Here is a 15,193-nt window from a genome sequence, read left to right as displayed (position 1 = left end):
GGGAATGGAGAACGCGAATGATCCGGGAATCCCAGGCTTTCAAGCGTGGGAGTTTCATTCCGAAACATAGGACGTCGGAACCAACATCACCCGCACGTGTTTCTTCACGCCAAATTCCCGTGCCTCGCTCAGGTCATTCATAAACACATCAATCCGATTTCCCTTGATCGCCCCACCCACATCCTGTGCCGTACGATAACCGATCCCCTCGATATATACACGCGATCCAATCGGGATTACCTTGGGATCAACAGCGATAGTGACACCCTCTCTGGCTTTGGCACCGGATGCGGTGATGCCGTAGGCGGGGTGACCCGGTGCTTTCCCCGTTGACTCCGGTCCGGCTGTGTATGCGGTCAGGGTAAAATCACCCAATGAAATTCCGCGGGACATTGCCGGAACGGAACGGGGTTCGCGTTGGGGTGCTTCAGATTGCCGTTTTGTCTCGGGCACCCATAAAATCTGTCCCGTCCGGATGCGGGATGGATCTTGCAAATCGTTGATCCGTGCCACGGTAGTCACATCAGTCCCATGTTGTTTGGCGATCCGGTATACAGTGTCCCCATGTTGGACACGGACAGCGATGAGACCTTCTTTTTCCGCGTACGCTTGCGGAGCGGATGGAATGCCACCGCCCCAACGCGTCAAACCAATGATGGTGACAACGCTGATGATCAACCAGAAAGCGCGGTGTTTAAACATAGTAAAACCACCTCATAGATTGATAGATTCTGGTAACAGCATGACCGCGCTTTGCCGGTTTTATACTCATCCGGACGTTTTTCCACCCGTTGCACAGGCTATTCAACAGGGATGAACACACTCGAAGATGTTCAACCGGAGGAGGTTTGACGCTATGAATTGATGGTCTGTCTGGCCCCGTTTCCATCATCTGAAGATGGATCGCCCCCGTCTGTATGACCATTCCCCGAAGTTCCTGCAAGAACTGTTGAAAGCGGCACATGACGCGGCACAGCCATTGACTTCCATACCCGTGTCGCGGCGGAAGCCCCTGCATCCGCCAAACGTGACTTCCAACGAGAAAGTGCATGATCGCGAGTTTACCCGGCTGTTTGCCGTACTAACGGGGAAACAGGCCGCAGTCCCGGCTTTTCAGCCGATCCGTTGGCAAAGTATCCCGCACGCGTTGGATCTGGCGATTGAAAGCGAAATGGAAGCGTAAGAAAAATACCGGGATCTATATTTGTGTTGTGACCCTTAAAAAGAAAAAAGGCGCGTTAGCGCCTGAGACTGCTGACAAAGTCAGTGGAATCACGTATTTTCGGGTGAGTCCTTTTCCTTTCGCTGCTCGATCGGAAAACGCCTATGGTCAATCGTCTCAAAACGGTCACCCTTTTTAAAGGAGTGGACCCGATTTTCCCGTCGAGTGCCGAGCTTTGGAAGGTAAATCGTATCCCGTTGTCTTTGTCTGCAACGTGTACTCAGCGATTCATGTCCGAATCGTCCATATCATGCAGTTCATCCAGTGTCCGGGTGAAACTGGAGCCGAAATGGCGGAGGAAATAGTCCACTTCCGGCATGTCGAGCGATTGCAGACGGCGTTCAATCTCCTGTTTGGCAACGGCGAACTCCCGGTTTCCCGCCGAAATCTCCATTTCACATTTGAGATAAGCATCCAGCAAATCGGCCGCTTTCACCCAACGGTGCAAATCGGAATCTTCACCATGAATCAACGGGCGATAATGCCGGTGCAGCGGTTCGGGGATCATGTCGCACAGCCGCTCCGCAGCCAAATTCTCCAATTCGCGAAATCCCCCCAGCAGCTTGTCGTTGTGATGTTTCACCGGGGAAGGAATGTCGCCGGTGATCACTTCCGTCACATCGTGGAACAATGCCAGTGTTACCGCCTTTTCCACCGGAATCTGCTTACCGAACACCTCGATGCCGATCGTGCAAAGGGCGTGTGTCAGCAACGCAACGTGAAAACTGTGTTCCGCCACGTTTTCCGGCATCACGTTGCGCATCAGGCTCCATCTTTGAATCAACCGCAAACGATACAAATAGGCGAAAAATGCGTTCATTTTCCACCCCGGCTTCCGTTACTCCGTTTTTGTGATCGTCCGTAACACTTTTCCTGCTCGCTCCACCTGCGCCCGCAGATCAAGACCGCTTTGAACCGGCAGGCGCGAGACGTGGAGCTTGCCCGTGGATTTTCCCCTCAATTTCCGGTTACTGGGGTCAGGCTTGGTAAAGGCGTTGACCGGGAAGATATTTCAGGTAATTCACAGAGCGAGAACCAAGGAAGCTACACCGTTGACCCGTCTCATCCATCTTTGGAATGAGATACACTGTACACCCGTCCTCCGGGTAACGCCTTCCATACACTGGAGACGGTGATCAACGCCGCCTCCCATTTGTCCATCTTTTTCTCGGAAACACTGTCCGTGTATGATACCTGACTCCACTCCGGTTTCTTCAGGCACCGGCGTTCATACTGTGCGTGGATCATGATCAGGCTCAAAATGAAGATCAATCCGATTTGCGGGGAAATGATGGGATAATCGTACATCCCGTGACCCAACAGCGCAAAGAGAATGGATATCAACAGCCCGGCCAACCGCTTTTCTTCTTTCCGATTGGCCGTTTTCCGCCACCGCCGGGCCCGGTATGTCGTTACCGCGATCAACGCCAAGAACAATCCCAGACCGATAATGCCGTATTCCGTGGCAATACCCAAAAAGACGTTATGCGCATGGAACATGTATTTGCCGGTCATCTTGGCGAACAGTTGGCCAAAATGGAGCGGCAATACACCAAGCAACCAATGTTCCCGGAAAATTTGAAACGCATGCTGCCAGACAAAAATCCGCACTTCCACCGTGGCAAACAGCGTCTCTTCCCGCGGGATCAGGGTTTGATTGGTATAGATCACACCGCCCAAAAGTAACAGTGCGCAGAACAACAACACCGTGCGACGACGGTTTCCGGTCATCCACACCTGAACCAACAGACCGATCAACAAGCCCACCCATGCACCGCGGGAGCCGGTGCACCAAATGGCCACCGAATACATGGCAAACATCGTGAAGCAACCGACTTTTTTCCACGCTCCCCGCACCACCGAGGACGCGTAAATACTCATCAGTGCCAAACAGATCAGCATGGCTGCAGCCAGATTGGAGTTGGCAGCCGTCCCCACACTTCGTTCCATATCCGTCTGCCACAGCGGATAAAACCCCAGCATGTACGTCCAAAACGACTTTTCGTGCGGCAACAGGTCCCAACGCTGCATAATCACGACAATGGCGACATAGATGCCGCCCAGCCAAAATTGAAGATACAGCCGCTGAAGTTGTTGCCACGACCAATCAGCCAGATGTTTGATCCATATCGTCAAGAGATAATACAGCCCGAACAAGATAATCGGGATGATACCGATGGGAATCCACCAAAACCACGAAGGATTAAACGCCCAGCTGATGAGCGACAGAAACGCAAAACCGAGAAAAATCCCCTCGGGCCAACCGCGCACCGGCCATTTGCATTTATAGAAAAAAGGCGTCAACAAACCGATCCCGAGCATCACCAGCGGCGGCAGCCACGGCGACATCAAGATGCTCAAAAACAACAGATGGATGATGCGAATGGCCAGCTGTTGAGTCGTTTCAATCTTCAAAGAGATGACTCCCTTTACCCAAAACCGGGCGAACCGAGCAATCCAATCATGCATCCGGGTGTCGGCTTGCCCCAGCTTCTTGGAATAAATACCGGTATCCGGTATCACGATATCTGAAGGTTGTTTGTCCATGGTCTATTAACATCCTCATCCCATGTCGATTACTGCGATTGTTTCGCAGTCCGTTTTCAAGGCTTGGTCACATCTGTGAATTTATACCTGCCCTTTGCATTATATCGATGGAAGCACAAAAGGGCAAGCAAAACAAAACCCCACATTTATGCCTTTATCAGGAACCCTGAAGACGGTTCGGACACCATCATCTCCAACACGGCCTCCACACTTTTGGAGGGGTGGATATGCTTGCGCCATCGGAGCATGTTCTCCCGTATTTCCTGAAACCGATCCGGTTTATGCAACAACCGGGCAAACCACGCGTCCAGCTCCTCTTCGTTTTTCGCCTGGACAGCCAGCCCGTGAGAAACCAGAAACCGACTGTTTTGTTCCTCATGTCCGGGGATTGATCCATACAACAACAGCGGTGTTCCCTTGGCGATCGCTTCCGAACATGTCAGCGCACCGGGCTTGGACAAAATGAGGTCGGCCGCATCCATCCAATCCGATAACCTCCGCGTATATCCCAGGATGCGAATGTGAGGGTGCCTCAGGGACAGATCGCTCTGCAACCACTGGTACACTTTGCGGTTGTGCCCCGTGCAGACCACGATTTGCATCTCTTCTTTCCACTTGGCGGCCATCTGGACGAGCCTGTCCGTACCGATGCCCAATCCGCCTCCCAAGATCAAAACGGTCGGCTTGTCCGACAAACCGACGTACTGCCGGGCACGCAACCGATTCCCTTCTTCCCAAAACTGCACATCCGTGGGAATGCCCGTAACCTGAATGCGACGATCCTCTACACCCAACTGCACCAGTTGTTCACGTACCTGAGGGGTGGGAACCAAGTAACGGTCCACTTCGGGATGAACCCATGAACCGTGTGCTGTGAAATCTGTAACCACTGTACACAGTCGAAGGGGGAACCCTTTTTGTTTCAGTTTGGCCACGCCGGAGCTGGCAAACGGATGGGTGGAAACGACGAGTTTGGGACGGAAGGTTTCAATCAGATCAGATAAACTGGCATACAGTGTCAGATGCAAACACCACTGCAACCAACGGGGAAACAGCCGCTCATGGTGTCGTCCGTACACTTTTCTCCATAAATTGGGCGCCCGTCTGATCATGCCCAGATAAGAGGTCAGGAGAGCACGGTTGATTTGAGGTTGAAGCGCCCTCCCCAGCTCAATCAGTTGCACCCGCAACTCGGGACGAGACCGTTCGATGCCGCGAGCCAAGGCTTCTGCCGCACGCGTATGACCGGTTCCGAAGTTTTCGGAGACCAGCAGGATATCGACGACATCGTGATCCAGTGCATCATCGCTTCTCGCCAACCCGTCCCAGCCCGTTTGAGCGATCCGATCCATGTTTCCTCCCCCTCTGTTTTGCCGTCTCACATCCCACGTATCCACCCCAGCAAACGTTTTCCATCACCCTTCGGTTTCAAGTTCCCTCATTATACCATATGTATGTGTCGCACTCTCCCATGTTATTCGCCGAAATATACAATATTCTCCTCTTCGTCCATCTTCTTTTTTCGGAACTCCCCTCTCATTTTGACCTGTTTCGGAAAAGGGTTCAACTTTGGTTACAAATCCCCCGCAAAGACTCCGATTACTTGCACCGGTCCGTGTTCTCCTCACCGGAAATTGACAGCCGTCAATCCATTCCTCTTGTGAGCTGCCGGCACAGCTCGATACAGCGTTTTGTCACGTAAAAAAGGGAATGGACATCCAAAAAGCCCATCCCCTTCAGGTAGTTATTGAACTTTTTTAAATTTACATTTTCTTTTCTCGCCTGAAGACTTGGTCGTTGTCACATCCCTTCTTTTGAGCCGTTCCCCACTCCTTTGATGAGAAATGAAAAGACCCTCTTCACGCGACCAAATCATACTGAACGTTTGGTTTGATTTCATTATAGGATGATTTATAATAGTATTCAACATCAAATTGATATTTTCCCAGGAAAGGAGAACGTCATGAAATACAAGTCCGGTGAACAGACGAAGCAACAAATGATTGACACGGCGTTCCGCTTGATTGCGGAAAAAGGATATGATGCCATGTCGATTGACGACATCATGTCTGAGATCGGGAAAACCAAGGGGGCATTTTACACACACTTTCAAAGCAAAGAGGACTTGCTGTACGAAGTGATGCGAACCCGGCTGGATCGGACATTTGGAGAAATTGCCGAGGAGACGCTCGCCAAGCTGAAGGAGGAACCGTGTGATGTCCGGGAGATCCTCCGGCAAATGCTGAGACAGGTGTATCAGGGTTCTGCAGGATCGGACCCGGCTTTGTGGTCCTCCGCTTTCTATCAGGTCTTTCTGATGCACCGAAAAAACCCGGTCGTCCGGGAGTGGATTCAAGAGCAGTACCGGGCATGGGAAGCGTTTATGGCGACCGTCATCCAACGCGGCCAGGAGCTGGGGCAAATTCGGTCAGATATCGAGGCCCGGGTCATCGGCAACCTGATCATCGGGGTGTTTCAGGGGTACGAAATCCGTTCCACCGTGGATCCTGAACTCGATGTGTTCGAACAACGGCATGCGATTGAAGCCTTTTTCATCCATGATCCGGGAACTTCTTGAGTTTTTAAGGACAGTTTCACATTTTGTCTGTTCCCGTTCAAAAAGAATATAAGGGAAGGGAGGCAGCATTCTGCTGTAGACGGGAGTACGCCGGCTCCCGACCGCAAGGATCACCACATCACGCACAGCAGTAACACGGCATGAACAAATTCATTCGCTTTGGACTCATTTTCATTACGTCTGTGGTTCTTGTGTTGTCAGGATGCGTTCAGCAAAATCAAGCTTCCGCACCCGAACTGGAGAAGCCGAAAGAACAAGAACTGACGGTCGCCGAAGTGTTGCAAAAGTCGGCCAACGTGATGAGCAAGGGCGGTTATGCCTATGATATGAGGGTGGGACCTGTCGATGGTGTTCACCATGCAGGGTGATGTTGAGAAAATAACCTCAATGGGTTATGACGGCGATTGGGAAGAAACCGGTCAACCTCCGGCCACACATATAAAAGGGAACTTTAAATAAGACAATCTAAACCTGCCGGTAGAAGGATACTATATCGGGGATGAATCATATGAACATATAGCGGGAACGGGCTGGACGAAAAAACAGGGAGTTGAAATGCGACCTGGCGGTAAAGACCAAAGGATGTCCGACGGACTGGCCATGATGGCGAAGCTGTTCCGGGGAAGCTCCCCGAACGGCGTGACCATGAAAAAAGAAGCAAACACGTATGTGTTGAAATTCGATCTCCAGGTATTGAAAGCAAACAAATCATACGAAAGCTACATTAAAAAACAGATCAAATCAGAACTGGACCTTGCTCAGGACGAACACCCCAACGGCGCGAAGCTGAAAAAGGAACAAATTCAGTTTCACACGTTCAAAGACACGTATCGGATCAATGCCAGCACGTTCCGTTTTCTGGGAGGAGAACTTGATTACGAGGCCTCCGTTCCGCTCCCGACGGAACCGTGTTGAAGGTGGAAGATCATTCCGAATGCAACCTCAAAGGCGACCTCAACGACAAGATCGAAGTGCCGGCAGACGTGAAGAGCCAAGCGGAAATGGAAGAATGAGAAGATGTTCGACTTTTCCATCGGGGGGTTGCTGGAACCATACCGCACCAGATTGTCGAAATGTCACGGACACTGATTTCCCCGTCTTCTCTCCGTAACGACAGCTGGAGTCGCTCGTCGGGAGTTCGGACCCATTTTTTACAATAGGGTGGCCGTTTTTTCCCACGAGCGACCTTTGAGACGCTACGATCCAGGAGCAAGAGGGAAAACGGGGCATCCGGGAATCATATGTGGTTAAAAAGCTTTGTCAGCACTCTCCGGCGCGGAACCATACCGCGCCTCTTTTTCCATGATGAGAGGGAATGGCAAAAAACTGTTCCTGGGAACAAAGCAAAATCCAATCATTTATTTCATTTGTTTCCGTCAAGAGTTTTCCCCACCGGTTCCATCCAAGCGACGCACTCCACATGACTGGTGTGCGGAAACATATCCACCGGCTGGACTTCGCGCGTTTCAAAACCCCGCTCCCGCAAATAACGGGCATCCCGTGCCAACGTAGCCGGGTTGCACGAGACGTAGACCAACCGTTTGGGATGCATGTCCACCACCGTATCCAACAAAACGGGATCACAGCCTTTGCGCGGCGGGTCCACCACGATGACGTCAGGCCGGATTCCCTGTTCCCGCCACTTCGGCATCACTTCCTCCGCTTTTCCTGCCACGAACGTGACATGTTCGATCCCGTTGATCTGCGCATTGCGCCGTGCGTCCTCAACCGCTTCAGCCACAGATTCCACTCCGTACACCCATGCCGCGCCGTCAGCCAGATACAAACCGATGGTACCGGCACCGCAATAGACATCCATCACGATCTCCCGCCCCGTCAACCGGGCATATCGACGCACCTGATCGTACAACACACGTGTCTGAACGGGATTGACCTGAAAAAACGACTGCGGAGAAATCACGTAGGTCACAGACCCGATCCGGTCACGGATCACCGGCTCCCCCCACAACAACCGGTTTTTCCGGCCCAATATCACATTGGTCCGACGGTCGTTGATGTTTTGCACCAGTGACTTCATCCGCGGCAGTGCCTTCCGCAGTTCGGTCACCAGCATCTCCCGGTGCGGCAACCGTTTTCCGTTGGTCACCAGTACGACCATCATCTCGCCGGTGGCAAACCCGGTTCGCACCATGACATGTCGCAGTACCCCACGGTGATTTTTTTCATCGTACGGAGAGATTCCCCATTCCTTGGCCAGCCGCTTTACTTCCCGGACTGCCTGGTCGTTGTCCGGATGTTGAATGCCGCAGGTATCCATGTCGACAATCGTATGCGTACCGGCAGCGTAAAAACCGGCCACCAGTTCCCCGCCGCGCAAGCCGAACGGCACTTGCGCTTTGTTGCGGTATGCCCACGGATCTTGCATCCCGATCACGGGTAAAACGGGCACCGGTTCCTCCCATCCGCCGATCCGTTGAAAACTGTCGATGACTTGCTGCCGTTTGATCCGTAACTGCTCCTCATAGCTCACGTGTTGCAACTGACATCCGCCACACCGTTCAAAAACGGGACAAGCCGGCTCCGTCCGTGCCGGGGCCGGTTCCAATATCTCCAACATCCGCCCGTGAGCGTATGTCTTCTTCACCTTCGTGATTTTCGCCCGAATTCGTTCACCGGTCAGCGCCAACGGAACAAAAACGGTGAACCCCTCGTATTTTCCAACACCGTCGCCGGTATGGCTCTGTCCGGTGACGGTCAGTTCGATGATATCTCCCGTGGTAACAGGTGGTTTCATCCTTCTTTGCTCCTCACCATCATTCGGTCATCTGCTGCAACTGGTTCCGCAGCGTCACGAATCGATTATACCAGAACCTTTTCAATCACGCTGTCCGATGCATTTGCAGCCGGTCGCGGGCACAACACCCGCAGATGACCCGGCAACGTTTCGCATATACCGGGGAGGGTCCCGCCCAGTTCCCCGTCCAGGTTCCAACGCAGCGGCTCATCCGATTCGACGTGGAGACGACGTGTTTGAAAATACAAGATGCTTGGATCATAGATGTGCCCACCCTTCCTCGCGATTCTGACCAACGGAATCAAATCGGTGATACCCGTTTTGCGCACCACGATCACATCCAGTTTCCCGTCGGTCAAATCCGCTTTCGGGGCCAGCTGTTCAAACCCGCCCACCGATCGGGTATTGGCCACCATCATCAACAAAATGTCTTCCTCCCATTGTCGGCCGTCCGCCTCGATGCGAACCGGAAACGAACGCGACAATGATCCTATTTTCTCCAGTCCTTTCAAGTAATAAGCCAATGGGCCGATCAGCGTTTTCAGTCTGCTGGGTGCTTCGTAGGTGACAGCCGTCACATCACCGACCGCCGCCACGTTGACAAACAGCCGATCCCCCACACGTCCCGCATCCACTGTCCGTGCGAATCCGCCACCGATCACGTCGCACGCCCGTAACAAGTCATGTGGCAACCCTATGCCACGCGCAAAATCGTTGGTGGTACCGCACGGCAAAACGCCCAGGATCGGACGGTGCGGACCCTGGGATATGCCGGTGACCACTTCGTGCACCGTCCCGTCTCCACCAGCAGCGATCACCACGTCAAACCCGCGTTCTGCCGCCTGCCGCGCCGCAATTGTCGCCTGACCCGGCTCCCGTGTCGCGTGACAGGACGTTTCCAATCCTGCCCGCTCCAAGCGTTCGAGAATGCGGGGCAACTGCCGTACGAACATCTCTCTCCCGGCGGTGGGATTGTAAATCAATCTCGCTCGCCTGTACATTCGGGATCACCTCTTTTACGGTCTGCTTATTTTCCCGGCCAACGCATACAATGGTGAAAGACAAGATTTCGCCCGCTTGAGAATGAGAAAGGAGGAACCGTCGATGACCGATTCCCACGCCTCCTCCAACAAGTCGCAACCGACCCCAACCGGTCCGGAACCCTACCGGTTGACTGAAGTACAACACGCTTTGGAACAGAGCATTGCCGCAGACGAAACCTTGAGTTCCATTTGTTATCAACTGCGTTGTTCCGCGTTTGCACGTGATTGGGACGGCTGGGAGGAAGCACATCGGGAATGCATGCTGTCCAACCACTACCGTCTGACCGCTTCCGGTTGCCTCAAACGGATGGCGATGGGCGATTGGCATGAAACCCTGTTGATGACACTGGTACAATGCTTGTATCTCGCCCGGCGGGCGGATCGCATCAAACAAGGATATTTTCACCGGTTGTGCGGTTCAGCGCCGGAAGGATTCCGTCCCACGGCGGAATTGCTTCTCGTTTGGACCCGACACGCGGAGACGCACTTGCAACAGGCGATGGTCGGTGCACAGCATCTGTTGGGTACGCGGCAATGGACCCGGTGGATGCCAGAAACATAAGACAGGTGATCCATTTCCCACATCCTTACAACAGGTGCCTGTACAAACAAAATGTCACCATTGGCGCTATATGTCAAACGGTATCCCAACGTGAAAAAACCGTCCCTCACGGGACGGTGGTGACTGTCAGGGTGGGGATGCCGATATCCGGCTGCCGGTCTTGCCCGACATTGTGCGCCCCGTGGCAGCGGCACACCCACGCCGGCTTGATTCACTGAGTGGCGGCAGAAGGTGCGCACCGGGATTGACCGATCGCATCCCTCACCATTTCTTCGATCCAGCGGGAAATCAACGGATGCGGCAGATATGTCTCTCCGGAATACGCATAATCCAGCCCCGCCAATTTCGACGGGATCACTTTTTTGGTAAAATATCCTTCACTCAAAAACAATGGCAACACCAATACCCGGTGCTGTGCGCTCCAAGTGCGGACCACTTCATGCAAATGATCCGGATGCAACGACGCGTATACCGTTTGCCGAAACCCCAATGCATGCTGCACCTGTGCGGCAAGTTTCTTGGCGCCTTCTTCCCATTTTTCCCGGAATCCGGGCATCTCGCTTCCGTGGCCGACCAGCACGACGACTTCTTCCTCCGGATGGCGGCTCAGTTTACGGGCGCGTTCCGTCACAATCTCACCGATCAACGGGTGACCATCCATCGCCGGTGTGTAATGTACGGGAATCCCCAAGGGGATGGGTTGCGTCTCAAACGAAAGACGCGGATTGGAAATCACACCCAAAAGGTAACCGATCTCCTCAATATGTGTACTACCGGAAGAGACGAACAACGGTACGGCAATGATTTCATCCACACCCCGGCGGCGCAGTGACTGTACGGCATCCGCAATCGCCCGGCCCGGCACCATCTCCAAAAAACCAATCTCTACGGGCAAATCCAATCGAACCAGCGATACCGCTTCATCAACCAACTGCACCCATTCCGGTTTGCTGGACCCGTGCGCAATGACCAAAACACCCCGTTGGGCCATCCGTAACCACCTCGGTTCGTCCATGTTCAAACAATCACATTCATGACCGGCAGATGGAATCGTGAAAAGCATCCGGACGGATCGACGTCAAGTCAATCGCTTCTGGGCTTGCCAGGTGGACAGTGCAAACATCGCACTGACCAATCCGCTGATGATATTCATATCCCCAATGGAAAACTGCATGAAAGCATCCCCGACCAACAACAGCAACAACAACCAATAGACGCTCTTTGAAAAAGGTTTTCCCCGAATCTCAAACAAAAAAACAAAGAAATAGAGGGAGATCAAAAAATGATGCACCGCCACAACCGGTTCCGTATTCAGATAATACAAGCCCATGCCCAAAAACAAAAGCACAATGGCGGTGTACAAACCTTGCACTTCCAACACCTCCCACCCCAACGCCGGACTTAACAGATCATCTTTTCTCTTGGCGAAACACTCGCTGAAAGACGGCGTTCGTTTTTCAAAACCGGAACACAAAACCTGACGGGAGCCGCTCTCCCCTCGATCAGAAAACGGCTCCCGCTCTTCCAACGGGAAGTCCACAATTTGGCATCTTCGAAAGTAACGCCGGCCTGAATGATCTCGATATCAAGCGTTGATCTGTTCCCGGATCAGTTGGTTGACCAACTGCGGATTGGCCTTGCCTTTGGTCAGTTTCATCACTTGTCCCACGAGATATCCCAGAGCGCGGTCTTTTCCGTTGCGGTAATCTTCCACCGACTGCTGGTTCTCGGCCAACACCTGCTCCACGATCTGCCGCAATTGCCCCTCATCGCTGATCTGTACCAACCCTTTTTCCTCGACGATCCGTTTTGGGTCCCCGCCTTTTTCGACCAATTCCTTGAACACTTTCTTGGCGATTTTGGTGCTGATCGTTCCGTTTTGGATCAACCCGATCATACCTGCCAACCCTTGTGGCGTGATGCGCGTGTCGGCCAGTTCTTTGTCATAGGCATTAAGATAGCCCAGCAATTCACTTGCGATCCAGTTGGCCGCCGCTTTCGGTTCCGCACCGGCTTCCACCGTTTGGTCGAAAAAGTCGGCGATCACCTTGGAAGCAGTAAGCAAACCGGCATCATAGTCGGACAAGCCGTACTCCTTGGTATAACGGGCTTGACGTGCATCCGGCAGCTCCGGAATCGTGGCCCGTACCCGTTCTTTCCAATCAGCGTCAATGTGCAGACGGACCAGATCCGGCTCCGGGAAGTAGCGGTAATCGTGCGCCTCCTCTTTGCTGCGCATCACTTTGGTTCGTCCTTCATCCTCCAACCACCGCAACGTTTGTTGGGTGATTTCACCCCCTTGGGAGAGGATTTCCGCTTGCCGCTTCTGTTCGTATTCCAGACCGCGTTCCACGTTGCGGAACGAGTTCAGGTTTTTCAGCTCGGTTTTGGTACCGAACTTCTCGGAACCAACCGGACGCAGACTGATGTTGGCGTCACACCGGAGTGATCCTTCTTCCATTTTCACATCGGAGACCCCGGTATATTGCATAATCGCCTTCAATTTTTCGAGATACGCCCGTGCTTCCTGCGGCGAACGCAGATCCGGCTCGGAGACGATCTCGATCAGCGGGACACCCACGCGGTTGAAGTCGACCAGTGAACCATCCTCGTTATCCATATGGTTCAGTTTGCCCGCGTCCTCCTCAAGATGGACACGCGTGATCCCGATCCGTTTCTTCTCCCCGTTCACTTCAATTTCAATCCACCCGTTACGACCGATCGGCTGGTCATACTGCGAAATTTGATAGGCCTTGGGCAAATCGGGGTAGAAGTAGTTTTTCCGGTCGAATTTGCTGTATTCGGCGATCTCACAGTTGAGTGCCATCGCCGCCTTCATCGCGTATTCCACAGCTTGCCGGTTCAACACGGGAAGCACGCCGGGATGCCCCAGGCAAATCGGGCAAGTGTGCGTGTTCGGCGGAGCGCCGAATTCGGTGGAACAACCACAGAAAATTTTCGTTTTGGTGGAGAGCTCCACGTGCACTTCCAATCCGATAACCGTCTCAAACTGTGTCATGCTTCCGCACCTCCGATCGTCGGCTCCGGCAAACGTTCCCCGTGCTGCTCGTAGGCATGAGCCACCCGCAACACCGTGGATTCGTCAAACGCCTTGCCGATGATTTGCAGACCGACCGGCAGTCCGTCAGACAGTCCGCACGGCACGCTGATCGCCGGCAGCCCTGCCAGGTTTACCGGAATGGTGAGGATGTCGTTCAGATACATCGTAAGCGGATCGTCGACCTTTTCCCCGATTTTGAAAGCGGTGGTCGGTGCAGTCGGTCCGACGATGACGTCATATTGCTCGAAAACCCGGTCAAAGTCCTGCTTGATCAAGGTACGCACCTTTTGTGCCTTCAGATAGTAGGCATCGTAATAACCGGAGCTGAGAGAGTACGTACCCAACATGATCCGGCGTTTCACCTCGCTGCCGAACCCTTGGCTGCGCGTCTGTTTGTACATTTCCACCAACGAGTCCGCTTCGACGCGCACACCGTAGCGCACCCCGTCGTAACGAGCGAGGTTGGAGGACGCTTCCGCCGGAGCCAGCAGGTAATACGTGGCCACGGCATACTCGGAATGCGGCAGGGAAACTTCCTCGATGACGGCACCCAGGCTTTCCAGCACCCGCAACGCCTGCTGCACCTTCTCGCGAACGCCCGGATGAATGCCTTCTCCCATCATCTCCTTGGGAACGGCCACTTTGAGCCCTTTCACATCCCCCGTCAACGCGGAGAGATAATCCGGCACCTCCACATCGGCCGAGGTGGAATCCATCGGGTCATGTCCGGCAATCGCCTGCAACACATACGCCGCATCTTCCACGTTTTTCGTCAGCGGCCCGATCTGATCCAGCGAAGAAGCAAACGCGACCAAACCGAACCGGGACACCCGCCCGTAAGTGGGTTTCAACCCGACAACCCCGCAATACGCGGCCGGTTGCCGAATCGATCCGCCGGTGTCCGATCCGAGCGCGAAATACACTTCTCCCGCGGCGACGGCGGCGGCCGATCCCCCGCTGGAACCGCCGGGGACGCGGTTGAGGTCCCATGGGTTGTATGTCGGGTAAAACCCGGAGTTTTCCGTCGACGATCCCATCGCAAACTCGTCCATGTTCATTTTGCCGATCGTGACGGCCTGGGCTTGTTCCAGCTTCTTCATCACCGTGGCCGAGTAAATCGGTTCATAGTTGGCCAACAGTCGGCTGGCGCACGTGGTTTTCAGCCCTTCCGTACAAATGTTGTCCTTGATTCCCGCCGGCAATCCGAACAAGAGTCCCCGCTGATCTGACTCCATCCGTTCCCGGTCCAAGGTTTCCGCCCGTTTCCGGGCCCCCTCTTCATCCACCGTCAAAAACGCCCGTACCTGCTCGTCCACTTCGCGAATCCGGGCGAGCGACGCATCCACCAAATCAGATACCGTCAATTCGCGATTCGCCAGACGGCTATGTATCGAGTTCAGCGATTCTCTCAACAGTGACATGGTT

At 53.7% G+C, this 15,193-nt stretch carries 15 protein-coding genes; 5 read left to right on the top strand and 10 right to left on the bottom strand.

Annotation, left to right across the window (positions count from 1 at the left end; translation table 11 throughout):
* Positions 1–54: 54 nt before the first annotated feature.
* Positions 55–702 carry a 3D domain-containing protein gene (locus JQC72_RS13145; RefSeq protein WP_205496407.1) on the bottom strand — a complete coding sequence of 216 codons (648 nt, stop codon included), beginning with the start codon at positions 700–702 and terminating at the stop codon, positions 55–57.
* Positions 703–898: 196 nt separating this feature from the next.
* Here JQC72_RS13145 and JQC72_RS13140 point away from each other — a divergent pair, with 196 nt between their 5' ends.
* Positions 899–1,183: a hypothetical protein gene (locus JQC72_RS13140; protein WP_205496404.1), complete on the top strand. Its 285-nt coding sequence runs from the start codon at positions 899–901 to the stop codon at positions 1,181–1,183.
* A gap of 259 nt (positions 1,184–1,442) precedes the next feature.
* Here the strand turns inward: JQC72_RS13140 and yfbR are convergent, their stop codons facing one another.
* The 3 genes from yfbR to JQC72_RS13125 all read right to left on the bottom strand — a co-directional run bounded on the left by yfbR (position 1,443) and on the right by JQC72_RS13125 (position 5,121).
* Positions 1,443–2,042 (bottom strand): 5'-deoxynucleotidase, encoded by a 600-nt coding sequence (gene yfbR, locus JQC72_RS13135; protein WP_205496401.1) that lies wholly within the window; start codon positions 2,040–2,042, stop codon positions 1,443–1,445.
* Between the two features lie 242 nt (positions 2,043–2,284).
* Entirely contained in the window at positions 2,285–3,769 is a 1,485-nt protein-coding gene (locus JQC72_RS13130) for an O-antigen ligase family protein (protein ID WP_205496399.1), read from the bottom strand.
* Between the two features lie 146 nt (positions 3,770–3,915).
* A complete protein-coding gene (locus tag JQC72_RS13125) occupies positions 3,916–5,121 on the bottom strand; it encodes an MGDG synthase family glycosyltransferase (protein ID WP_205496396.1) in 1,206 nt (401 codons plus the stop codon).
* Positions 5,122–5,732: 611 nt separating this feature from the next.
* Between JQC72_RS13125 and JQC72_RS13120 the strand changes: the two genes are divergently transcribed.
* The 3 genes from JQC72_RS13120 to JQC72_RS13110 all read left to right on the top strand — a co-directional run bounded on the left by JQC72_RS13120 (position 5,733) and on the right by JQC72_RS13110 (position 7,262).
* A complete protein-coding gene (locus tag JQC72_RS13120; protein WP_205496393.1) occupies positions 5,733–6,347 on the top strand; it encodes a TetR/AcrR family transcriptional regulator in 615 nt (204 codons plus the stop codon).
* Positions 6,348–6,487: 140 nt separating this feature from the next.
* A complete protein-coding gene (locus tag JQC72_RS13115) occupies positions 6,488–6,715 on the top strand; it encodes a hypothetical protein (protein ID WP_205496391.1) in 228 nt (75 codons plus the stop codon).
* Positions 6,716–6,902: 187 nt separating this feature from the next.
* Positions 6,903–7,262, top strand: coding sequence for a hypothetical protein (locus JQC72_RS13110; RefSeq protein WP_205496388.1), 360 nt, complete (start codon positions 6,903–6,905; stop codon positions 7,260–7,262).
* A 448-nt stretch (positions 7,263–7,710) separates the two neighbouring features.
* On the opposite strand, the gene rlmD is transcribed toward JQC72_RS13110, so the two are convergent.
* Positions 7,711–9,102, bottom strand: coding sequence for a 23S rRNA (uracil(1939)-C(5))-methyltransferase RlmD (rlmD, locus tag JQC72_RS13105; RefSeq protein ID WP_205496386.1), 1,392 nt, complete (start codon positions 9,100–9,102; stop codon positions 7,711–7,713).
* Positions 9,103–9,167: 65 nt separating this feature from the next.
* The gene (locus tag JQC72_RS13100; protein ID WP_205496384.1) at positions 9,168–10,103 is read right to left on the bottom strand and encodes a YegS/Rv2252/BmrU family lipid kinase; all 936 of its coding nucleotides are present in this window, start codon (positions 10,101–10,103) and stop codon (positions 9,168–9,170) included.
* Positions 10,104–10,206: 103 nt separating this feature from the next.
* Between JQC72_RS13100 and JQC72_RS13095 the strand changes: the two genes are divergently transcribed.
* The gene (locus JQC72_RS13095) at positions 10,207–10,707 is read left to right on the top strand and encodes a hypothetical protein (RefSeq protein ID WP_205496382.1); all 501 of its coding nucleotides are present in this window, start codon (positions 10,207–10,209) and stop codon (positions 10,705–10,707) included.
* A gap of 211 nt (positions 10,708–10,918) precedes the next feature.
* On the opposite strand, the gene JQC72_RS13090 is transcribed toward JQC72_RS13095, so the two are convergent.
* From JQC72_RS13090 to gatA, 4 genes are all read right to left on the bottom strand, one after another.
* On the bottom strand, positions 10,919–11,698 hold the full coding sequence (locus tag JQC72_RS13090) for a sirohydrochlorin chelatase (RefSeq protein WP_205496380.1): 780 nt from the start codon (positions 11,696–11,698) through the stop codon (positions 10,919–10,921).
* 87 nt (positions 11,699–11,785) lie between these two features.
* Positions 11,786–12,247: a hypothetical protein gene (locus JQC72_RS13085; protein ID WP_205496376.1), complete on the bottom strand. Its 462-nt coding sequence runs from the start codon at positions 12,245–12,247 to the stop codon at positions 11,786–11,788.
* Between the two features lie 45 nt (positions 12,248–12,292).
* Positions 12,293–13,726, bottom strand: coding sequence for an Asp-tRNA(Asn)/Glu-tRNA(Gln) amidotransferase subunit GatB (gatB, locus tag JQC72_RS13080; RefSeq protein WP_205496373.1), 1,434 nt, complete (start codon positions 13,724–13,726; stop codon positions 12,293–12,295).
* Entirely contained in the window at positions 13,723–15,189 is a 1,467-nt protein-coding gene (gatA, locus tag JQC72_RS13075; RefSeq protein ID WP_205496371.1) for an Asp-tRNA(Asn)/Glu-tRNA(Gln) amidotransferase subunit GatA, read from the bottom strand. The genes gatB and gatA overlap by 4 nt, the downstream gene beginning before the upstream one ends.
* Positions 15,190–15,193 lie beyond the last annotated feature (4 nt).

This window comes from Polycladomyces zharkentensis (assembly GCF_016938855.1).
In the GTDB taxonomy this organism is placed as follows: Bacteria; Bacillota; Bacilli; order Thermoactinomycetales; family JIR-001; genus Polycladomyces; species Polycladomyces zharkentensis.
The sequence above is the reverse complement of the archived record's forward strand: the minus strand, read 5'-3'. Positions and strand labels throughout refer to the sequence as shown.